Source organism: Burkholderia sp. AU4i (assembly GCF_000466765.1).
GTDB lineage: Bacteria > Pseudomonadota > Gammaproteobacteria > Burkholderiales > Burkholderiaceae > Burkholderia > Burkholderia cepacia.
In genome coordinates, this window is record NZ_ASSI01000246.1 from 20,032 (window position 1) to 39,821 (window position 19,790).

Sequence of the window (19,790 nt, forward strand, 5' to 3'; positions counted from 1 at the left end):
TTTGGTAATATCTTCCGCATCATGAAAATCCATCAATTGCGCGCACTCGTCGCGGTCACGACGGCCGGCAGCATCAAGGCCGCGGCCCGGACCCTGCACGTCACGCAGCCGGCCATCAGCAAGGCGATCCAGGAACTGGAAAACGAGTTCGGCGTGACGCTCCTCGAGCGCAAACCGTGGGGCGTGGTGCCGACGCCGGAAGGCGACGCACTGCTCGGGCGCGCCCAGGCCGTCGTGCGCGAGCTCGAACGGGCGAGCGAGGACATGGCGCACATGAAGGGGCTGCGCGACGGGCGGCTCGTGATCGGCTTCACGCCGATCGTCGCGGTGACGGGCTTTGCGGAAGCCTATGCCGCCTTCCGCCGCCACTGGCCGAACGTCGAATGCGAACTTCGGGAACTGACGTTCAACCTGCTCACGGAACAGTTGCGCAATCGCACGCTCGATCTCGCCTTCGTCGCCGTCACGGGCCCCATTGCCGAGTCGGTCGACATCAGGGCGATCCGCACGTTCGACACCGCGTTCGTCACCCGCGAGAACGGGCGCTTCGCGGGCGCGACATCGCTCGAGGCGCTGCGCGACGCGGAATGGATCCACGCCGACGCCAGCGACAACTTCCCCACCTATATCCGCGACCTGCATGAACACGCGGGCCTGCCCCCGCCGCGCTGCATCACGCGCTGCACGTCGTATGCGCTGTTCTACAGCCTGCTCATGACCAACGATGCGATTTTCTCGTGGACCCGGCTGTCGCTCGCGGAAACCGTGTTCGGCCAGAAGCTGACGCCGCTGCCGTTGCCGATGTCGCCGCCACCGCTTCAGTTGTACCGGCTCACGCCGCCCGGCCTGCAACTGACGCGGCCCGCGTCCGATTTTCTGGCGCACGTGGAGGCCGCGTTCGCGTCGCTGCCGGCGGCCGGAAGCCCGGCATTGCGCTGACACCCGATCGCGCTGCCTGCACCGCAACTCGCCGGGAGTGCGTCAGCCCGGGACGCGCATCCGCATGAACACGCGCTGCGTCTCGTCGAGTCCGAGCGCGACGTGGTGCGCGCGGATCGCACGCAGCGTGCCGTCGAGCGTGGCGTCGTCGACGATGCTGAAACCCAGGCGCGCGTAGTACGGCGCATTCCACGGCGCATCGCGAAACGTCGACAGCACGACCTCCGCGATGCCTTCCCGCGCGGCGCGCGCGGTCACCTGCTCGATCAGGCGCGCGCCGATCCGCTGTCCGGCATGCGAAGGCGCGACATCCAGTTCCTCCAGATACAACCGCCGTGCATCGAGCAGCCGGTAGAACGCAAACCCGACGCACGTGCCCTGTGCATCGACCGCGACGACCGCGCGGCCGTCGGCGATGCGCGCGAGCACGTCGGCCGCATCGGTCGGCTCGCCATCGGCGATGTCGGTCATGCCGATTTCGCGAAACCGCTGCGCGGCGGCGACTTCGACGGCGGCCATCGCGGCCGCGTCTTCCCGCGTGGCGGGGCGAATCAGGATCGATGCGGTCATTGCGGCAATTCACGCAGGCAGTCTGGAACGGCCGTCACTATAATCGAAACCTCATACGTTTCGAACGCCCCCACCCACGAGGTTCGTCATGACGTTGTCCGCGCTCGCCGTCTTCGCTGTCACCCTGCTCGTCACCGCCGGCACCCCCGGGCCGAGCGTCGCCGCGCTGGTCGCGCGCGTGCTGACCAACGGCGTGCGCGACGTGCTGCCGTTCCTCGCCGCCATGTGGCTCGGCGAAGCGTTGTGGCTCACGCTCGCGGTCGCGGGGCTGTCCGCGTTCGCGCGCACGTTCGCGGCCGGCCTGATCGTGCTGAAGCTGCTCGGCGTCGCGTACCTGCTGTTCCTCGCGTGGAAGATGTGGACCGCGCCGACCGAGGCCGGCGCCGACGACCTGCCGCGCGGCCAGTCGCCGTCGCGCATGTTCGTCGCAGGCATGCTCGTCACGCTCGGCAACCCGAAGATCATGGTGTTCTATCTCGCGCTGCTGCCGACCATCGTCGATCTCACGCACGTCGGTGTGACCGCGTGGGCCGAACTCGTCGCCACGATGCTCGCGGTGCTGATCCTCGCCGACTGCTTCTGGTCGCTGCTCGCGGCGCGCGCGCGAGCTTTTCTCACTTCGGCGCGCGCGAAACGGATCGCCAACCGCACGAGCGCGGCCGCAATGGCCGGCGCGGCAGTGGCAATCGCGACGCGGTAGCCGCCGGTCCCGCACCACACCGCCCCTGCCGCCCGCCATGTCGCAACTCGGGAAGATTCCTGCCGCTCTCGCCGCGCAATCGATTTCCAGTCGCGAGATCGTGCTTCCGCTCGACGCCGCGCTCGAATGCATCGATTATTGCGTGCGTCATCGCATTCCGATCTACGGATGGGAAGGCTGGGTCCTGACTGCCGACGGGCGGGTCGGACACGGCAGCGCACCGCAGGGCACCGTGTGTCTTGCGGACTGGCCGCTGGCGGATGCTGCCGCGTTCTGCCGCAGCACGATGACGTCCGACGCGCAGGCGTGGCACGACGAATACCACGCAACGACCGACCGGCTGCATTTTTGCATCACGATCGGCGACGCACGCTGATCGTCGTATCCGTGCAATCGCATGCCGGCGCGCGACCTGCAACTCGCAACGGCCGTCCGATCGTTGCTCCTGCTCCGGAGGGTTTCACCGTGAAGACCTGGTTATCGACCGTACTGGCTGCCCTCCTCTGCCTGTCGGCCACGCTCACACACGCGGCCGGCATCAAGCTCGTCCGGATTCCGGCCGACGCCGGCGGCCCCGAACTGAAGGCAGTCGTGTGGACGCCCTGCGCGGACGCCGCCCAGACGCTCACGATCGGGCCTTTCGAACTGAAAGGACAACGCGACTGCCCGACCGTCGGCGACAAGCTGCCGCTCGTCGTGATCTCGCACGGGCATGGCGGCACGTACTTCGTGCCATCACGACCTCGCCGAAACGCTCGCCGACGCGGGCTTCGTCGTCGCGGCGATCAACCATCCCGGCGACACGCATGCCGACATGAGCCATGCGGCCGACCTGCGGGAGCTGGCCGAGCGGCCAGCGGACATCAAGCGCCTCGTCGACTACATGCTGGCCAACGCGGCCGACGCCGCGCATGTCGATCCCGCGCGGATCGGCTTCTTCGGCTTCTCGCGCGGCGGTTATACGGGCCTCGTGCTGGCCGGCGCGAATCCGGATTTCGTGCACGCACGGGTGGCCTGCCCGGACCCGACCTGGCTGATCTGCAAGCAGATCCGCGACCATGACCTGCCGCGCCAGCCGCTGACGCACGATCCGAGGATCATGGCCTACGTGCTCGCGGACCCGCTCGACGAATTTCCGACCGCCGAAACGCTGAAGGACGTGCACGCGCCGATCCAGCTCTGGGCGTCCGAAGCGGGCGGCGACGGCGTGGAGCCGGAAACGACCCCCGCGCTGGCCGGCCTGCTGCCGCGACGGCCTGAATTCCACGTCGTGCCGAATTCCGCGCACTTCGCGTTTCTCGCGCCGTGCCCCGAACAACTGGCACACGACTCGCCCGAAGTCTGTACCGATGCGAAGGGATTCGACCGCGCGGCGTTCCACGCGATGCTCGATGCAAAGGCGCTCGCATTCTTCACCGCCCATCTTCGCTAACAGCGAAACGCCTTGCGCCACGCACCCGGCACCGGCGCATGATCGTTGCACGCGATCAGCGCGCGCACCAGCGCCCAATCGTCGTCATCGCAGAAATCGAGCAGCATCGCGCCGCACGGGCCGCGCTGCTCGCGCAGCCGCGCGGCCAGCCGCGCATGAATGCCCTGCACCCGGCCGTCGCCGTGGGCAACGACCGACGGATTCGCGCCCATGCCGGTCCCGCTGCAGAAATTGATCGCCCAGCGGCCACTGTCCGGCGACGGCAGGTCCGTCAGCAGCGCGTCGATCGCACGCCACTTCCAGCCGATCGACGCCGCCACCGGCACGCGATATTCGTCCTGGATCACGAACGCGCCGTCGGGATGATCGATCGTGAACGTCGCGTTGTCGGGCCACGCGGTCAGGTCGATGCCGAGCGGCCGGCTGCTGCGAAAGCGCCGCAGCAGCACGATCGCGCCGCGCACGTCGCCGAGCGCGGGCAGCGTGCCGCCGGCATGCCAGCGCAGCCGCGGATGCCGCGCGCGATGCGCATCGAACGTCGCATCGAAACTGCGTGTGCACGCGTGCGCCGGCCATTCGTCCTTCACCGACATCACGATGCATTCGCGCGGATGTTCGTCGAGAAAACGCAAACAATCGGCCAGCACGTCGTCGAACGTCATGCCGAGCGCGATGCCGCCGTGATGGATGTCGAACGCGTCGCGCACGTGCCGGCAGCGGATGTCGAGCAGCCGCACGCCATGCGCGAGCTGCGCATCGAGCGGCGCACGCTGGGTGCGCACAAGCGCATCGTCGACGGTATACGCACAGGTGTCATGGCTGCCCGGTAGGGTCAGCGTATGCAGCGGCCGCGCATCATCGAGCGCCGACATCCAGTCGGCAGGCGGCGTGCGCGTATCGTGGCTCGAAGGGATCATGAATCGATGAATGACAAGGAAAGAAAACCGTGGGTGACGGCGTCGGATGTCGCGGCGCGCGCCGGCGTATCGCGCTCCGCGGTGTCGCGTGCATTCTCGCCGACGGCGAGCATCGCACCGCAAACCCGTGAGCGCGTGATGGTCGCCGCGCGCGCGCTCGGCTATCAGGTCAACCTGATCGCGCGCGACATGATCACGCAGCGCAGCAGCATGATCGGCGTCGTGACGGCCGGGTTCGAGAATCCGTTTCGCGCGCGGCTGCTGTCGGACCTGATGGCCGCGCTCGGGCAACGCGCGCTCACGCCGCTCGTGACCAATGCGGAAGACCCGCGCCAGGTCCGGCAATCGCTCGAGCAACTGCTCAGCTACCGGATCGCGGGCCTCGTGATGACGTCCGCGTCGCCGCCGCTGTCGGTCGCGCAGCAGTATCTCGAACACCGGATCCCGGTCGTGATGATCAACCGCGACGCGAATCTGCCGGGTGCGGATGTCGTCGTGAGCGACAACGCGGCCGGCGCCGCGCATGCCGCGCGAATGCTCGCGCACGCGGGCGCGCGCCGGGTCGCGTTCGTCGGGCCGCGCAACACGAGCTACAGTGCGAGCGCGCGTGCCGCTGCGTTCGTCGAAGCGCTTCGTCGTCACGGCGATACCGATGGCGCCGCAAGCGTACGGATTCAGGACACGCCGTCCGACACATACGCATGCGGTGTCGAAGCGGCACGGCATCTGCTGTCCGGCGACACCGTTCCGGACGGCGTGTTCTGCTCGTCCGACCTGCTCGCGTTGGGCATGATCGACACCGCGCGCCAGCAGTTCGGGCTGCGCGTGCCGGAAGACTTGCGCGTCATTGGCTTCGACGACATTCCCGCCGCCGCATTCGACGGTTATGCGCTGACGACGCTCCGTCAGGATACGCAAGGCCTCGCGAACGCGGCCGTCGACATGCTCGCCGAGCGGATGCAGGCGTTCGCCGGCGCATCGCGCACGCGGGTCGTGCCGGTGACCTGCGTCGTTCGTCACAGCTGCGTCGGCCGCCCGGCGTAGCGACGTGCGATGCGCGCGCATGCGCCAACGTGATGCATGACAGGCGCGAGCGCGCAGCCAAGCCTGCCGCGCGGCGCACCGCCGCCCTGCATCGGCGTCACTTCAACCCGCCCGCGAACCCGCGCAACAGGTAACGCTGCACATAACCGGCCACGGCCAGCGTGGGCAGCGACGCCATCAGGCCCGCGCTCATCAGGTCGCCCCAGTCGATGCCGTTCTCCGTCACGTAGCCGGCGATCGCGAGCGGCAGCGTGAAGCGGCTCGGCGTCGACACGAACAGCAGCGCGATCAGGAACTCGTTCCAAGCGGCGATGAACACGAAGATCGCGGTCGCGATCAGGCCCGGCGCGCACAGCGGCAGCACGATCTGCACGAGCCGTCGAGCCAGCCCCGCGCCGTCGATGCAGGCCGCTTCCTCGTATTCGATCGGCACGTCGCGCACGAACGCGAGCAGCATCCAGATCGCCATCGGCAGCGCGTAAATCTGATACGCGAGCATCAGGCCGGGCATCGAATCGAGCAGGTGCAGCCGTTTCGCGAGCGCGAACAGCGGCACCGCGATCGTGATCGGCGGCATCAGCTTCAACGCGAGCACGAGCACCAGGAACAGCAGGTCGAGCCGCGCCGGAAACCGCAGCCGCACGAGCGCGTATGCGGCCGGAAACGCGAGCGCCAGCGCGAGCAGCGTCGTGCCGAAGCCGACCAGCAATGAATTGAAGAGCGGCGCGCCGATGCCGTTGGACCATACCGATGCGAAATGCGCGAAGGTCGGCGCGGCCGGCCAGATCCGCATCGGATGATCGAGACGTTCGAGCGTCGGCATGAAGGCCGCGCCGGCCATCCACAGGCACGGCAGCAGCAACAGCGCGAGCGCGGCAATGCGCAGCGCCCACGGCAGCGCGCGACCGAATGCGGCGCCCGTGCGCGCGCGCGAAATGCCTGCGGATTGCGCCGTCATGCGCGCCGCTTGCGAACCGTCTGCCATACGTACCCCGAGACCAGCAGCGCGGACGCCGCGAGCATCAGCACCGACGCGGCGCTCGCCGGCCCGACGTTGAAGAAGCGGAAGCCCGTGTCGTAGATATAGGTCGACAGCGTCTGCGTCGCGTTGCCGGGGCCGCCGCCCGTCAGCGCATAGACCTTGTCGAACAGCTTGAACGTGTCGATCGAGCGCAGCAGCAGCGCGAGGCCGATCTGCGGCGCCGCGAGCGGCAGCGTGATGTCGCGCAGGCACTGCCACTCGCTCGCGCCGTCGGTGCGCGCGGCTTCGTAGAGTTCCTGCGGGATCGACTGCAACCCGGCCAGCACGATCAGGAAGGCCATCGGCGTCCACTGCCATACGTCGACGAGCGCGAGCGACCACAACGCGAGATGCGGATCGGACAGCCAGCGCACGCCTTCGACGCCGAACACCGCGAGGAGCGCGTTCAGGAAGCCGTCGAAGTTGAGCCAGTTGCGCCAGATCGCCGAGCACACGAGCGTGGACAGCATCATCGGCAGGATCGCGAGCGGCAGCGCGATGCGCCGCCCCGGAAACGCGCGCACGAACAGCAGCGCGAGGCCGAAACCGAGCGCGACTTCCGCGAGCGACGCGACGATCGTGAAGCGCAGCGTGTTGCCGAAGCCGGCCGTGAACGCGTCGTCGCCGAGCACCGCGCGATAGTTCGCGAGCCCCGCGAACGCGCGGCGGCCGGCCGAGTAGTCGACGTGGCAGAACAAATCGATCAGCACCTGCGCGACCGGATACAGCGCGAGCGCGGCGAGCACCAGCAGCGCCGGCCCGAGCAGGGCGACGAACGGCAGGCTGCGGCCGAAGGACTTCATGCGCGACCTCCGGCTGCCGAGTTGACGCGCGCCGTCACTTGCCAGCCGCGGCCGTCGCCTGCGCGATCTTCTGCTGCGCCTGGCGCAGCGCGGCGTCGGGCGCAGCCTGCCCCGTCAGCGCGAGCTGCAGCTGGTCGCCGAGAATGCTCTCGACCTGCTGCCAGTCCTTCACGCGCGGCCGCGCACGGCCGGCCTCGAGCGCCTTCAGCTGATCCGGATACCAACGATACTGGCGCACCAGCGCCGGATCGTTGAACACGCTGCGGCGGGTCGGCGGAATGCCGATGCCGGCAAGGCGCGTCTGCGTGTCGCGGTTGGTCAGGTACGCGAGGAAGTCCTGCGCGAGCTTCGCGTGCGGCGCGTCCTTCGGAATGCCCATCTGCCAGATGCCGAGCATCGGCGCCGGGCCGGCGGTCTGCCCGGGCGGCGGCTGCAGCGCGATCTGCCCGACCACGCGCGACTGCTTCGGATCGTCGAGCGCCGGCACCCACGCCGGCCACACCTCGATCGACTGCGCGGCCGTGCCGCGCTGCAGCGCGTCGCGCACTTCCGCCGCGCCGTAGACGTCGACGTCCTTCGGCGCGGACGCCTTCAGCGCGAGGAAGGTCTTCAGCGCGGCCTGCGCCTCGCGCGAATCGATCGTCACGTTGCCGGCATGGTCGAACACGTCGCCGCCGTAGGCCCACAGGATCGGCAGGAAGCCCGTCACGACCGGATTGCCCTTCGTGCCGCGGAACACGACACCCGAAACGCTCTTGTCCGCGCCGCCGACGGTCTGCGCGATCTTCAGCACGTCGTCCCAGTTGCGCGGCGGCTGCAGCTTGTATTTCGCGAGCAGGTCCTTGCGGTACGCGAACATCTCGACGTTGCCGACGATCGGCAGCGCATACAACGCGCCGGCCGCGTTGCGGCCGAGCGCGACCGCGGACGGCACGAGGTCGGCGTCGGCCAGCGATGCCGGCAGCGGTTTCAGCCAGCCGTTGCCGATGAATTCGGGCGCCCACGTGTCGTCCATCATCACGAGGTCGTACGCGCCCGTGCCTTCGCGCATCGACAGCTTGAGCTTCTGGTACAGGTTCGCGTTCGGCAGCTTGAGCAGCTCGATCTCGGTGCCCGGGTGCAGCTTGTTGAAGCCGGCGACGGCGTCGGCCAGCCCCTTTCCGTAGATGTCGTCGCGGCCCGCGATGACGAGATCCGCGGCGAAGGCGTGCGAGGCGGCAAGGGACAGCGCAACGGCGGCGGACAGCGCGCGCAGGCGGCTCAGCAAGGTCATGAGGTCTCTCTCGTTCGACGTGGTGGCGGGACGGCCAGGCGTTGCACACGTGTGCAACGCGGGCGACGCTTCTGGCCGCCTGAAGCGAACGCCATTGTTCACGCCGATCGTTAAGAATTTATGGCACGCGGCGGGAACGGCCGTCGCCGTGCCCGGCTGCCCCGCCCCGCCGGCCGCTCCGTGCCTCCGCCCCGGTCAGAAATTCACGCGGATCCCGGCCATCACCGCCAGTTGCCGGCTCGAGTTGCTGTTCGCGAGCACCGGAATCTGCGCGTAGTTCACCGCGTTGCCGCTCGCGTCGGTGCCGAGCCCCGTCCCGCTCGCGATCTGGCCGATCGCGACCGCGTACAGCGCCGTGCGCTTCGACAGGCTGTAGTTCGTGCCGACGTTCACCTGGTGGAACCGCGTCGTGCCGCGCCCGTCGGTGTGCGCGGCGTTGAAGATGTAGGCAACGCCGCCCTGCAGCGCGGGCGTGAACATGTACGTGGCGTTCAGTTCGCCGATGTCGAACGTGAACACCTGCGTGCGCGGCTGCGCGGCGGTCGAGAAGTAGCGGCTGTCGCCGAGGCGCGTATGCGTGTAGGTGAGCGCGATCGTCGCCGCGCCGAACGTGACCGACCCGCCCGCACCGAACGCGCGCATCGAGCCGGCATCCTGCAGCAGGCAGTACATCGCGCCCGGGTTGCTGCACGCGAAATCGCCGATATAGCCGCTCGCGCCGCCGAGCGCCGCGTCGAGCGGCTGGTGCAGGTCGAGGTAGCCGACCGAGAACGCCACCGGCGCGCGCGTGTACGTCGCGGCCACCGCGTAGCCGCGCTTCGCGGAGAAATCGCCGGCCTGCCCGCCGAAGCTGAACGTGCCGCCGAACGTGAAGCCGTTGAAATCGGCGCTGGTGAACTTCACCGCGTTGTTGAAGTTGAATGCGGCGTTCAGGTTGTCGACGTCGCCGAGGTGCGAGCCGTACGGTGTCGCCCAGTTGTTGCTCGACACATACGCGCCGAGCATGTCCGTGTACGAGTCGTATTGGCGGCCGAGGCCGAGCGTGCCGATCCCGTCCTGGCGCAGCCCGACCCACGCCTGCCGGCTGAACGCGGTGCCGCCCTGCAGCGCCTGCCCGTTCGCGGACAGGAACTGCTGCTCGAGCGTGAACACCGCGTCGAGCCCGCCGCCGAGCGGCTCGGCCCCCTGGAATCCGAAGCGCGACGGCACGAGGTTGCCGCCGCCCATCTGCCACGCATGGCCGCCGCCCGTGCTGCCGTCGGCGCGCGTGAACTGCTGGTTCGTCGAGTAGATGATGCCGGTGTCCACGGTGCCGTACAGCGTCACGCTGCCGGAGGTCTGCGCGTGTGCGTGCATGCACCCGAGCGTGGCCGCGGCCGCGGCCAGTCGTCTTCCGATTCTCATGTCCCGCCCCTCTGTTGTCATCGATACGCAGTGCAGATCGATGGGGTTGTCGATATGGGTGACAGGACTCTATCCAGCGAAAATTCAGGACCTCTATCGCAAATCGGCAAACCGTGGCGCGCATGGTGCTCGACGTTGCCCGGCGGCGCCGTCGCGGTGCGCGTGCGTCATTCGGGACGCGTCGTCTGGGAAGGCAGCTCGCCGAACAGGTCGCGATACTCGCGCGCGAAATATCCGAGGTGAGTGAACCCCCAGCTCGCGGCGGCCTCGCCGACGCCGAGCTGCTGCACGGATGTCGTGCGCAGCATGCGGCGCACCGCGTTCAGCCGGATCGTGCGCAGATAGCCGACCGGCGTGACGTCCGCCACGCGTTGGAAGCTCGTCTGCAGCGTGCGGCGGCTGCACCGCAGCGCGCGGCACAGTTCGAGCACGGTGACGGGTTCCTCGGGGCGGTCGCGCAGATGCTTCTCGCAACGGCTCACGATGTCGCTGTAGGTGGCGTGCGTGATGTCGCGGCGCTCGACGCCGATGCCCTGCTCGAGCGCGTCGAGGAACATGCCGAGCATCGCGTCGCGGAACATCTTGCGGGTGGCCGCGTATTCGAGGTGGCCCGGGTTGCGCTGCGCATCGTCGATCAACGACGACAGCCGCACGCCGAGCGCGACGCCCTGCTCGTCGGACAACCGGGTCACGTGGCGCAGCTTGCGCGCGCCGGATGCGCCGAATTCGGCTTCGCACAGCTCGTCGACCATGTCGGACGCCGCGCTGATCCCGACGAGCCCCATCCCTTCCGGCGTATGGAATTCGAAATCCTCGCCGGCGCGCAGCGCGAGCAACGCATAACCGTCGACGGGCTGGCCCTGGAACGTGCCCGCGAGCGGCACCGACAGCGGCACCGCGAGCGACGTGCGCCCGGCCGGCGCGAGCCCGGTTTGCGCGACGCGCCGGTTGGTCGTCTCGCGGAAGAAGTGGAAATCGTCGTACAGCACCTGCGTGACGGTGCCCTTGAAGCGGCCCGGCGTCATCTGGCGGTAGACCTGATGCCAGCCCGCGATCGCGAGCCCGTGATCGTGCACGTCTTCGTGTGAGCGTGACTGGAACAGCATCGGCATCTCCGGTAAAACCCCTAAACGCGGCCGCCGGGTTCCCCCGGCGCGCAACGCCACAGCTTACCCGTGCAAAATCCTGCGTAGTGCGGTTTCGAACGCAAGACAGGCCGCCGACAGCGCGGCGGCCTGCTCGCCCGTCAGGCGGACATAACGGCGGAACGACGGCATCCGGTTCACGACCTCGCTGCCGCCGAACGGCACGATCGCGAGCGTCCAGCGGCCGTCGCGCGCGTCGATCGCGCAGTCGGTCAGGTGCAGCGGCCGCAGCGCGTCGGCCAGCGACGGCTCGGCGACCAGCGCGGCCACCGTGTCGGCGAATCCGGGGTCGCATCCCGGCGCGGCCGCCGCGTCGATGCCCGTGCGGCGCAGCCAGCCGGTCTGCGTCACCCGCGCGCGGCCCTGCACGGCCGGGCCGCGCGCGGTTGCCGCCACCGTCACGCTGACCGTATGCATCAGGAACTGGCGATCGACACGCTCGTCGATGGTCACGCGTATGCCGTTCGGCAATCGGGCCGTCAGACTGCCGCCCCCGTCGGCATCGCGCGCAGCGCCCAGATCGGCGAGCACGCGCGCGGCGATCGCGCCGGGCCGATGGCCGGGCGGCGGCGCATCGGGCGCCGCGCGCCAGCGGGCGAGCGCAGCCTTCACGACGCGACGTGCTCGTTGCGCAGCACTTCTTCCACCGGCACCGGCTTGAACGGATGACGGCGCTGCACGACGAGCGTCCAGAACAGCGCGTACAGCGCGGTGAGCCCGAGCATCGCGCCGAACGGCACGTAGATGTCGCGCGCGTTCATGCCCGGCGGCGTGATGTACCAGATCGCGAGCACGATGCCGACGCTCGACACGATCTGCGGCAGCGGGAACAGCGGCGAACGGTACGGGCGCGGCAGGTCCGGGCGGCGAATCCGCAGCATCACGACCGACGCGGTGACGAGCAGGTACGCGGTGCCCCACGCGCAGGTCGCCGCGAGCACGAGGTGCAGGATGCTGTCGAGATTGCCGTTGATCAGCCAAGCATGGAAGATCGGCACGATCGCCGCCGCGACGATGCCGACCACCGGCGTCTTGAAGCGCGGATGCAGGTACGCGAAACAGCGCGGCAGCGCGCCGTCGATCGCCATCCCGTACAGGATGCGCGGCAGCCCGGCCATCAGCGTGTTGATCGTCGCGGCGCCCGCGCACAGGAACGCGATGCCGAACCAGATGCGGCCGAAGGGCCCGAGCACCTGCAGCGCGAACGCGGGAATCGCGCCCGGCGTGTCGAGCAGGTGCGTGAGGCCGTCGGGGCTCACGGGCACGTTCGCGACCTGGCGGCGGATCGCCGCGCCGTACAGGAACATGCAGATCGCGACACCGACGAGGCCGAGCGCCATCGCGCGCGGAATCGTCTTGCCCGGCGCCTTCATTTCCGGCGCGAGCGGCGTGACGAACTCGCAGCCGACGAACATGAACATCGCCATCCCGACGAGCGACAGCACGGCCGGCACCGACGTGCCGACTTCCGAGCCGCCGAACCAGCCGTCGAGATGCACGGCCGGCGCGGCCGCGAGCCCGAGGATGCCGAAGATCATCAGCGACAGCCACATGCCGGCCGTCAGCACGATCTCGAGCTTGCTGAACACCTTGATGCCGATGATGTTGGTGATCGCGAACGTGACCACGAGACCGACGCCGACGAGCCACGAGCTGTTGTGCTTCTCGAACGCCGCATTCAGCGATTCGAAATTGACGAGCGCCATGATGCCGCTCAGGATCGTTTCCGCCGTGCCGGCGAACACGTGCACGAGGAAATACGCGGAGATCGTGCCGGTGATCGCCCAGAAGCGGCCGAGCCCGCACGACAGGTAATCGTAAACCGAGCCGGCCGTCGGCAGCATCGCGGCGGCTTCCGAGAACGTGGTCGCCTGCGCCTGCATCATCACGAACGCGATGATCATCGCGACCGCGAACGCCCAGCCGCCCATCCCGAAGCCCGACGTCGCGGTGAGAATCACCGGGCTTGCCATGATAAGGCCGACGGCGCTCGCCAGCGCGGTCGGAAAGCCGACCGCACCCGCCTTCAGCGCCGTGCCGCCGCCTGCCTCGGCCGGCGTGCCGGCGGGCGCGCCGCCCGCGGCGCCGGTAATTCCTGACCATCCCGACATCTTCGTCTCCTTCCTGAACGGGCCCGAACCTGCGCTCCGGCAGCTATCGGGGCCCCATGCTTTGCGGTCGGCCCGGGGCGGCGCTTCAGCGCTTCGATTCCCGGGGCCCCTGTCGATCACACCTTGATCCGATGTCGAAAAAATACGCAGGCAAAATAATGCGGTCATAGCGCAAATCGGCAAACCGGCGGCGGCCGCACTGCCCGCCGCCGGTGTGCCGTCACGCAATCACGCCGTCACGCGAACGGCACGGCCTCGAAGCCCGCCGCGAGCGCGTCGACGATCCGGTCGAGCTGCTCGCGCTGGATCACGAGCGGCGGCGACAGGATGATCTTCGTGCCGACCGGACGCACCAGCACGCCGTTCTCGCGCGCGACTTCCGCGACCGCGTTCGCGTAGCCGGACAGCGGGTCGATCGGCTCGCGCGTGTCCTTGTTCGCGACGAGGTCGAGCGCGAGCATCAGCCCCTTGCCGCGCACCTCGCCGACCGCCGCGAAGCGTTCCGCGAACGGCTGCAGCGCTTCGAGCAGATACGCGCCCTGCTTCGCCGCATTCGCCGGCAGGTCTTCCTTCACGACGATGTCGAGGCTCGCGATCGCGGCCGCGCACGCGACTGGGTGGCCCGCATACGTGTAGCCGTGCATGATCGCGCCGCCGAAATCGGCGTTCGCGGCGAACGCATCCTCGATCCGCGCGTTCACGACCGTCGCGCCGAGCGGCACGTAGCCCGACGAGATCCCCTTCGCGAGACACATGATGTCCGGGCGCACGCCCCAGCCGCGGCTGCCGAACATGCTGCCGCTGCGGCCGAAGCCCGTCACCACTTCATCGGCGATCAGCAGGACGCCGTAGCGGTCGCACACCTCGCGCACGAGCGGCCAGTAGTTGGCCGGCGGCACGATCACGCCGCCCGCGCCCTGGATCGGCTCCGCGATGAATGCGGCCACCGTGTCCGGGCTCTGGAACTGGATCTCGCGCTCCAGCATTTCCGCGCAGATCCGGCCAAGTTCTTCGGGGTCCTGCGTGAACGGGTTGCGGTACAGCCACGGCGTCTCGACGTGGAAGCAGCCCGGCAGGTTCGGCTCGTAGTTGCGGCGGAACACCGTGTTGCCGTTCACCGACGCGCCGCCGAAGTGCGTGCCGTGATAACCCTGCTTCAGCGAGATGAATTTCGTGCGGTCGGCCTGGCCGCGCACCTTCCAGTACTGGCGCGCGATCTTCAGCGCGGTCTCGATCGAATCGGAGCCGCCCGAGCTGTACAGCACGCGGCGCATCCCTTCCGGTTCGAGCAGGTCGATCACCTTCTTCGACAGCTCTTCCGCGCGCGGATGCGAGATCCCGTCGAACAGCTGGAAGTATTCGAGCTCGTCGAGCTGGCGCACGATCGCGTCCTTCACTTCCTGGCGGTTGTGGCCGACGTTCACGTTCCACAGGCCCGCGACGCCGTCGACGAGCTTGCGTCCCTCTTCGTCGAACACGTAGCAGCCGTCGCCGCGCACGATGCGGATCGGCTTGCGCTGCTTCATCTCGTTCGGGTGCAGCATCGGGTGCCAGAATTTTGCTTCGTTGTAGCTCATTGCAGTCTCCACTGTCGGATCGGTTGAACCTGGTTCGTCCGGGTTCGGGGTTCGAGGTTGATGCCGCGCGTCAGTGCGCGATGCAGACGGATTTGGTTTCGGTGAAGCCTTCGATCGCGTACTGGCCGAACTCCCGGCCGATGCCCGATTGCTTGTAGCCGCCGAACGGCATCGACGGATCGAGCGGGATATGGCAGTTCACCCACACGGTGCCGGCCTCGATCTGCGGCACGAGGTTCATCACGCGCTTCAGGTCGTTGCTCCAGATGCTCGCGGCGAGGCCGTACGGCGACGCGTTCGCGAGACGCACCGCGTCGGCCGCGTCGTCGAACGGGACGACGACGATCACCGGGCCGAACACTTCGTCGCGCACGATCGCGCTGTCGGGATGCGGATCGGCGATCACGGCCGGCTTCACGTAGTAGCCGGGCAGGTCGTCGGCCGGCGTGCCGCCCGCGAGGAACGTCAGGCCCGCGCGGCGCGCGCCCTCGATGTGCTGGACGACCTTGTCGCGATGGTGCGCGGAGACCAGCGGGTTGATCTGCGCGGTCGTGTCGAGGCCCGCGCCGAGCTTCATCGACTGCGCAACGCCTGCGAGGCCGTCGGCAAGCTGCGCGAACTTGCTGCGGTGCACATAGATGCGCGACGCGGCCGCGCACACCTGCCCCTGGTTGAAGAACGCGCCGGCGGCGACGCCGTCGAGCGCCTGCGCGACGTCGATGTCGTCGAGCATCACGATCGGGTTCTTGCCGCCGAGCTCGAGCGAGAAGCGCGTCATGTTCTGCACGGCCGCCGCGCCGACCAGCTTGCCGGTCGCGGTCGAGCCCGTGAACGAGATCTTCGCGATCGACGGGTGGCTCGCGAGCGCGGCGCCGCACACGCGGCCGCCGGTGACGACGTTGAACACGCCGGGCGGCACGCCGGCCTCGCGTGCGAGCTCGGCCAGGCGCAGCGCGGTGAGCGGCGTTTCCGGCGACGGCTTCAGCACGATCGTGCAGCCGGCCGCGAGCGCGGGGATCAGCTTCCACACCGCGATCATCAGCGGGAAATTCCACGGCACGATCGCCGCGACCACGCCGACCGGCTCCTTGCGCGTATAGGCCGTATAACGCGCGCCGGGCGGGAACGGGATCGACACGTCGAGCGTCTGGCCGGTGATCTTGGTCGCCCAGCCGGCCATGTAGCGCACGTATTCGACGCTCGCGCCGACCTCGATCGCGCGCGACACGTGAATCGACTTGCCCTGGTTCAGCGTTTCGAGCTGCGCGAGCGTTTCGGCGTCGGCCTCGATCAAGTCGGCGAGTTTCAGCAGGATGCGTTCGCGGTCGGCCGGGCGCAGGCCGCTCCACACGCGGGTGTCGAACGCGTGCTTCGCGCTGGCGACCGCGCGGTCGACGTCGCGTTCGTCGGCGTCCGCGACCGTCGCGAGCCGCTCGCCCGTCGCGGGGTCGTACACGTCGAGTCGCGCGGCCGCGTGGGCGGGCTGCATTTCGCCGTCGATGAAGAGGCCGAAATCGCGCGCAACGAAAGTGCGCACGGTGTCGCTGACGGCGACGAAGTTCGTGGTGCTCATGGGCGTCTCGAGGATTGTCGTGGCTGGACCGCGTGCGTGTGAGGCACGCGGGCGTCGGATCACTGTATCGACGAGGGTTCACGCAAGGTGAGCGCAAATTGGCAGCGCGTGGGGAGAAGGCGGCGGGGTCGAACCGCGCGGGAGGTCAGGCGGGGCGAGGCGAGGCGAAAAGCCGGTACGGGAACGAACTGGACGGCTAGTTTCTGAAACCGTGCGCCATCGACGCCAGGAAAGCGTATGCCTGGTAATCCAGCCAGTAAATGCCGAGCGCAAGCGGGATCAGGAAATACAGCGAGTCGTAAGTCCCGCTTCGCACGGTTCTGATGATGAAAATCGGTAGCGCAATGCTCAAGGCAATGACCACCAGCGAAGCTGGCAATGATTGCGACGTCCATGTTCCCGGCCCTTTGATTTTTATCGAAACGGCGATCGCGAAGGTTCGAAGTCCGGGCCGCAATTATCCGATGAATTTATCCGATGAATTACAGGAACAGCGCCCCCACCAGTTCGGTGCGGTTCGACACGCCGAGCTTGCGGTACATGCGCATCAGGTGCGTCTTGACGGTCGGCTGGCCGAGCGCGAGATCGCGCGCGATCTCCTTGTTCGAGCGGCCGTCGCGCACGAGGCGCGCGATCTGCTCCTCGCGGTAGGTCAGCCGCTCCTCGCAGCCGATCCGGTGGATCCCGCTCCGCACGCGCAGCAGCGGGCTCAGCGCGGCTTCGGCTAGCGGCTGCAGCCGCGCGAGCGCATCGATCTCGCCGGGTGCGAACCGCCCGGTCGTGGCGGCATCGGCCACGCCGCCGCGCGTTTCGCCCGCCCCGAAGCGCAGCAGCGAGAACGCGCCGACCGTCCGGCCCGCGTCGCGCAGCCAGATCTCGACGACGTCGGCCACGTCGTGCCGCCGCAGGAAACGGGTCCAGTACGCGGACGCGTCGCGTCTTTCGTCAGGCAATTGCGACGCGAGCGTGACGACCGCGCGTTCGCCCGCAGCGCAACGCGACGGATGCAGCGGATCGAGCATCCGGTAGCGCGCGACATAGGTGCGATGCATCGATTCCGGCATCCCGAACAGCTCGAAATCAGCCGGTTCGCCGCTCTGGTCGAGCCGGTAGAACACGATCGCGGACGGGCTCGCGAACGCGTCGAACGCATCCACGCACGCGCGCAGCGCGCGTGGCCAGTCGTCGGAGGCCGGATCGGCGGGAACGGTCGGGAGCGGCATGGTGGAATCGGCTGGCGGCGCGAACGTATCGGAAATCGAAGTTCGGGCCAGCCTATCGGCGCCGAAAAGCGCCGGTGAGCACAAATCGGCAAATCGTCGCGGTTTGGCGGCGGAGGCTGGTGTCGCTGGTGTCGCTGGTGTCGCTGGTGTCGCTGGTGTCGCTGGTGTCGCTGGTGTCGCCGGTGTCGCCGGTGTCGCCGGTGTCGCCGGTGTCGCCGGTGTCGCCGGTATCGCCGGTATCGCCGGTATCGCCGGTATCGCCGGTATCGCCGGTATCGCCGGTATCGCCGGTATCGCCGGTATCGCCGATGTGGCTGATGCGACCGATGCACCCCGTGCAACCGGGACGATAAAGGCGCGCGACGACGCGCGCCGCGTGTCAGCGCGCGTTCGACGCGAACGTGTCGCAGGCGCTCAGTTCGCCCGATTCCATCCCGCGCCGCAGCCAGTACACGCGCTGGTCGCTGGTGCCGTGCGTGAAGCTCTCCGGCACCACGTAACCCTGCCCTTGCTGCTGCAGCCGGTCGTCGCCGATCGCGGCGGCCGCCTTCAGCCCCTGCTCGAAATCGCCGGGTTCCATCAGCCGCTGGTTCGCGCGCTGCGCATTGTTCGCCCATACGCCGGCAAAGCAGTCGGCCTGAAGCTCCATCCGTACCGACAGCGCGTTCGAGTGCGCCTGGCTCGCCCGCCGGCGTGCGGCGTCGACCTTGTCGGAAATGCCGAGCAGGTTCTGCACGTGATGGCCGACTTCGTGCGCGACCACGTAAGCCTGCGCGAAATCGCCGCCCGCGCCGAAACGCTGGCGCAGCTCGTCGTAGAAACCGAGATCGATATACACCTTGCGGTCGGCCGGGCAATAAAACGGCCCCATCGCCGTCTGGCCCGTGCCGCATGCGGTCGGGGTCGAGTTCGTGAACATCACGAGCGTCGGCGGCTGGTATTGCGCATGGAGCTGGGTATTGAACACACCCGTCCACGTGCGCTCGATGTTGCCGAGCACCTTGCGCGTGAACACCGCGCCCGGATCGTTCGCCGGCACGCCCTGCCGCTGCGTGGGCGCGGGCTGCGCCTGCTGCTGGCGGCCCTGCAACGCCGATGCGCCTTCGAGCACCACGCGCGGGTCGATCCCGAAGAAATACGACGCGGCGAACGCGATCACGATCGTGCCGATGCCGATCGTCGCGCCCCGCCCGCCGCCGAACCCGCCGGCACCACGGCGATCCTCGACGTTCGTGCTTTCCCTTTCGTCGTCCAGCCTCATAACCGGCCCTCCCTGTTCCTGTCGATGGCCCGCGCGCAGGCGCGCAACCGGGCGATATGTTGTGTTGTCGCGGCACGATCGTTCGGCAGAGGCCACGCCTGCGTGCCGGGATCGCCAGCCCGCCGCTCCGCTCGCACGACGGAATCGGCCGGCCGACGCACCGCGCGTCGATACGCGGCTCGCCCGCGCTATTCTGCCGGGCTTTCGTGACTTATCGCAAAAAATGGGGAGGATAGTGCGATTCGGCGCCGGACATCGTCAGCCTTTGCAAAATGGCCAGCGCACGCCCCGGATGCCGCCCGCGTTCATCCTTTCGGCTGATACCGGCGCTAGCCGGCCCCGCCTAAAGTGACCGGAAACCACCCCTTTCCGGAGCACGACATGACACACCCGCCCCCCCGCACGATCGCAATCACAGGCGCCGGCACCGGCATCGGCGCCGCGTGCGCGCGCCGCTTCGCACGCGGCGGCGACCGCGTCGTGCTGATCGGGCGGCGCCAGGCTCCGCTCGACGCGCTGGCCGCCGAAACGGGCGGCCTCGCGCTTGCCGGCGATGCCGCGAGCGCCACCGACTGGGCCCGCTTCCTGCCGCGCATCGCCGAACGCGTCGGCCGCGTCGACGCGCTCGTCGCATGCGCGGGCGGCCACGGGCTCGGCCGCGCGGACGAAACCGACGACGCGCAGTGGCGCGACGCGATGCACGCGAACCTCGACACCGCGTTCGTCAGCGCGCGCGCGTGCCTGCCCGACCTGATCGCGCAGCGCGGCAGCATCGTGCTGGTCGCGTCGATCGCCGC

General features: G+C 68.7%; 20 protein-coding genes and 1 pseudogene. 7 read left to right on the top strand and 14 right to left on the bottom strand.

The features are described from left to right. Positions 1-21 precede the first annotated feature (21 nt). The gene (locus L810_RS38940) at positions 22-939 is read left to right on the top strand and encodes a LysR family transcriptional regulator (RefSeq protein WP_042978076.1); all 918 of its coding nucleotides are present in this window, start codon (positions 22-24) and stop codon (positions 937-939) included. Positions 940-981: 42 nt separating this feature from the next. Here the strand turns inward: L810_RS38940 and L810_RS38945 are convergent, their stop codons facing one another. Further along, positions 982-1,509 (bottom strand): GNAT family N-acetyltransferase, encoded by a 528-nt coding sequence (locus L810_RS38945; RefSeq protein ID WP_021163635.1) that lies wholly within the window; start codon positions 1,507-1,509, stop codon positions 982-984. Between the two features lie 88 nt (positions 1,510-1,597). On the opposite strand from L810_RS38945, the gene L810_RS38950 reads away from it, so the two are divergent. The 3 genes and pseudogenes from L810_RS38950 to L810_RS38960 all read left to right on the top strand — a co-directional run bounded on the left by L810_RS38950 (position 1,598) and on the right by L810_RS38960 (position 3,641). Then, positions 1,598-2,209: a LysE family translocator gene (locus tag L810_RS38950; RefSeq protein WP_021163636.1), complete on the top strand. Its 612-nt coding sequence runs from the start codon at positions 1,598-1,600 to the stop codon at positions 2,207-2,209. A gap of 37 nt (positions 2,210-2,246) precedes the next feature. Continuing rightward, a complete protein-coding gene (locus tag L810_RS38955) occupies positions 2,247-2,585 on the top strand; it encodes a hypothetical protein (protein ID WP_021163637.1) in 339 nt (112 codons plus the stop codon). 89 nt (positions 2,586-2,674) lie between these two features. Beyond that, a pseudogene (locus L810_RS38960) lies at positions 2,675-3,641 on the top strand (alpha/beta hydrolase family protein). On the opposite strand, the gene L810_RS38965 reads toward L810_RS38960, so the two are convergent. Next, a complete protein-coding gene (locus L810_RS38965) occupies positions 3,638-4,558 on the bottom strand; it encodes a phosphatidylinositol-specific phospholipase C (protein ID WP_021163638.1) in 921 nt (306 codons plus the stop codon). The pseudogene L810_RS38960 and the gene L810_RS38965 sit on opposite strands and share 4 nt — an antisense overlap. A gap of 6 nt (positions 4,559-4,564) precedes the next feature. Here L810_RS38965 and L810_RS38970 point away from each other — a divergent pair, with 6 nt between their 5' ends. Further along, positions 4,565-5,602, top strand: a complete 1,038-nt coding sequence (locus L810_RS38970) for a LacI family DNA-binding transcriptional regulator (RefSeq protein WP_021163639.1) — start codon at positions 4,565-4,567, stop codon at positions 5,600-5,602. A 97-nt stretch (positions 5,603-5,699) separates the two neighbouring features. On the opposite strand, the gene L810_RS38975 is transcribed toward L810_RS38970, so the two are convergent. From L810_RS38975 to L810_RS39025, 11 genes are all read right to left on the bottom strand, one after another. Continuing rightward, positions 5,700-6,560 carry a carbohydrate ABC transporter permease gene (locus L810_RS38975; protein ID WP_021163641.1) on the bottom strand — a complete coding sequence of 287 codons (861 nt, stop codon included), beginning with the start codon at positions 6,558-6,560 and terminating at the stop codon, positions 5,700-5,702. Continuing rightward, a complete protein-coding gene (locus L810_RS38980; protein ID WP_021163642.1) occupies positions 6,557-7,426 on the bottom strand; it encodes a carbohydrate ABC transporter permease in 870 nt (289 codons plus the stop codon). Before L810_RS38980 ends, L810_RS38975 begins: the two co-directional genes overlap by 4 nt. Positions 7,427-7,460: 34 nt before the next feature. Then, positions 7,461-8,699, bottom strand: coding sequence for an ABC transporter substrate-binding protein (locus L810_RS38985; protein ID WP_021163643.1), 1,239 nt, complete (start codon positions 8,697-8,699; stop codon positions 7,461-7,463). Positions 8,700-8,894: 195 nt separating this feature from the next. Continuing rightward, positions 8,895-10,103 carry a porin gene (locus L810_RS38990; RefSeq protein WP_021163644.1) on the bottom strand — a complete coding sequence of 403 codons (1,209 nt, stop codon included), beginning with the start codon at positions 10,101-10,103 and terminating at the stop codon, positions 8,895-8,897. 167 nt (positions 10,104-10,270) lie between these two features. Beyond that, positions 10,271-11,209, bottom strand: a complete 939-nt coding sequence (locus L810_RS38995; RefSeq protein ID WP_021163645.1) for a helix-turn-helix domain-containing protein — start codon at positions 11,207-11,209, stop codon at positions 10,271-10,273. A gap of 63 nt (positions 11,210-11,272) precedes the next feature. After that, on the bottom strand, positions 11,273-11,860 hold the full coding sequence (locus L810_RS39000; protein WP_021163646.1) for a DUF3156 family protein: 588 nt from the start codon (positions 11,858-11,860) through the stop codon (positions 11,273-11,275). Further along, the gene (locus L810_RS39005) at positions 11,857-13,359 is read right to left on the bottom strand and encodes an APC family permease (protein WP_021163647.1); all 1,503 of its coding nucleotides are present in this window, start codon (positions 13,357-13,359) and stop codon (positions 11,857-11,859) included. The genes L810_RS39000 and L810_RS39005 overlap by 4 nt, the downstream gene beginning before the upstream one ends. 236 nt (positions 13,360-13,595) lie before the next feature. Beyond that, positions 13,596-14,936: an aspartate aminotransferase family protein gene (locus tag L810_RS39010; protein ID WP_021163648.1), complete on the bottom strand. Its 1,341-nt coding sequence runs from the start codon at positions 14,934-14,936 to the stop codon at positions 13,596-13,598. Positions 14,937-15,006: 70 nt separating this feature from the next. Then, positions 15,007-16,509, bottom strand: a complete 1,503-nt coding sequence (locus L810_RS39015; RefSeq protein WP_021163649.1) for an aldehyde dehydrogenase family protein — start codon at positions 16,507-16,509, stop codon at positions 15,007-15,009. 196 nt (positions 16,510-16,705) lie between these two features. Then, positions 16,706-16,966 carry a hypothetical protein gene (locus tag L810_RS39020; protein ID WP_021163650.1) on the bottom strand — a complete coding sequence of 87 codons (261 nt, stop codon included), beginning with the start codon at positions 16,964-16,966 and terminating at the stop codon, positions 16,706-16,708. Positions 16,967-16,991: 25 nt separating this feature from the next. Then, the gene (locus tag L810_RS39025) at positions 16,992-17,732 is read right to left on the bottom strand and encodes a response regulator transcription factor (protein ID WP_021163651.1); all 741 of its coding nucleotides are present in this window, start codon (positions 17,730-17,732) and stop codon (positions 16,992-16,994) included. 119 nt (positions 17,733-17,851) lie between these two features. Here L810_RS39025 and L810_RS48800 point away from each other — a divergent pair, with 119 nt between their 5' ends. Next, positions 17,852-18,085, top strand: coding sequence for a hypothetical protein (locus L810_RS48800; protein ID WP_021163652.1), 234 nt, complete (start codon positions 17,852-17,854; stop codon positions 18,083-18,085). Between the two features lie 26 nt (positions 18,086-18,111). Here L810_RS48800 and ypfJ read toward each other — a convergent pair whose 3' ends face one another. Then, positions 18,112-18,993 carry a KPN_02809 family neutral zinc metallopeptidase gene (gene ypfJ / locus L810_RS39035; protein ID WP_021163653.1) on the bottom strand — a complete coding sequence of 294 codons (882 nt, stop codon included), beginning with the start codon at positions 18,991-18,993 and terminating at the stop codon, positions 18,112-18,114. Between the two features lie 381 nt (positions 18,994-19,374). Here ypfJ and L810_RS39040 point away from each other — a divergent pair. Beyond that, the coding region (locus L810_RS39040) for an SDR family oxidoreductase (protein ID WP_042978079.1) at positions 19,375-19,790 on the top strand (416 nt) is incomplete at its 3' end.

What these genes read in the sequence shown, in the direction of transcription:
- L810_RS39015 (WP_021163649.1), bottom strand. Translation starts at nt 16,509, where the DNA reads ATGAGCACCACGAACTTCGTCGCCGTCAGCGACACCGTGCGCACTTTC.
- L810_RS39025 (WP_021163651.1), bottom strand. Translation starts at nt 17,732, where the DNA reads ATGCCGCTCCCGACCGTTCCCGCCGATCCGGCCTCCGACGACTGGCCA.
- L810_RS38990 (WP_021163644.1), bottom strand. Translation starts at nt 10,103, where the DNA reads ATGAGAATCGGAAGACGACTGGCCGCGGCCGCGGCCACGCTCGGGTGC.
- L810_RS38975 (WP_021163641.1), bottom strand. Translation starts at nt 6,560, where the DNA reads ATGACGGCGCAATCCGCAGGCATTTCGCGCGCGCGCACGGGCGCCGCA.
- L810_RS39010 (WP_021163648.1), bottom strand. Translation starts at nt 14,936, where the DNA reads ATGAGCTACAACGAAGCAAAATTCTGGCACCCGATGCTGCACCCGAAC.
- L810_RS38955 (WP_021163637.1), top strand. Translation starts at nt 2,247, where the DNA reads ATGTCGCAACTCGGGAAGATTCCTGCCGCTCTCGCCGCGCAATCGATT.
- L810_RS38965 (WP_021163638.1), bottom strand. Translation starts at nt 4,558, where the DNA reads ATGATCCCTTCGAGCCACGATACGCGCACGCCGCCTGCCGACTGGATG.
- ypfJ (WP_021163653.1), bottom strand. Translation starts at nt 18,993, where the DNA reads ATGAGGCTGGACGACGAAAGGGAAAGCACGAACGTCGAGGATCGCCGT.
- L810_RS38940 (WP_042978076.1), top strand. Translation starts at nt 22, where the DNA reads ATGAAAATCCATCAATTGCGCGCACTCGTCGCGGTCACGACGGCCGGC.
- L810_RS38945 (WP_021163635.1), bottom strand. Translation starts at nt 1,509, where the DNA reads ATGACCGCATCGATCCTGATTCGCCCCGCCACGCGGGAAGACGCGGCC.
- L810_RS38995 (WP_021163645.1), bottom strand. Translation starts at nt 11,209, where the DNA reads ATGCTGTTCCAGTCACGCTCACACGAAGACGTGCACGATCACGGGCTC.
- L810_RS38985 (WP_021163643.1), bottom strand. Translation starts at nt 8,699, where the DNA reads ATGACCTTGCTGAGCCGCCTGCGCGCGCTGTCCGCCGCCGTTGCGCTG.
- L810_RS38950 (WP_021163636.1), top strand. Translation starts at nt 1,598, where the DNA reads ATGACGTTGTCCGCGCTCGCCGTCTTCGCTGTCACCCTGCTCGTCACC.
- L810_RS38970 (WP_021163639.1), top strand. Translation starts at nt 4,565, where the DNA reads ATGAATGACAAGGAAAGAAAACCGTGGGTGACGGCGTCGGATGTCGCG.
- L810_RS38980 (WP_021163642.1), bottom strand. Translation starts at nt 7,426, where the DNA reads ATGAAGTCCTTCGGCCGCAGCCTGCCGTTCGTCGCCCTGCTCGGGCCG.
- L810_RS39005 (WP_021163647.1), bottom strand. Translation starts at nt 13,359, where the DNA reads ATGTCGGGATGGTCAGGAATTACCGGCGCCGCGGGCGGCGCGCCCGCC.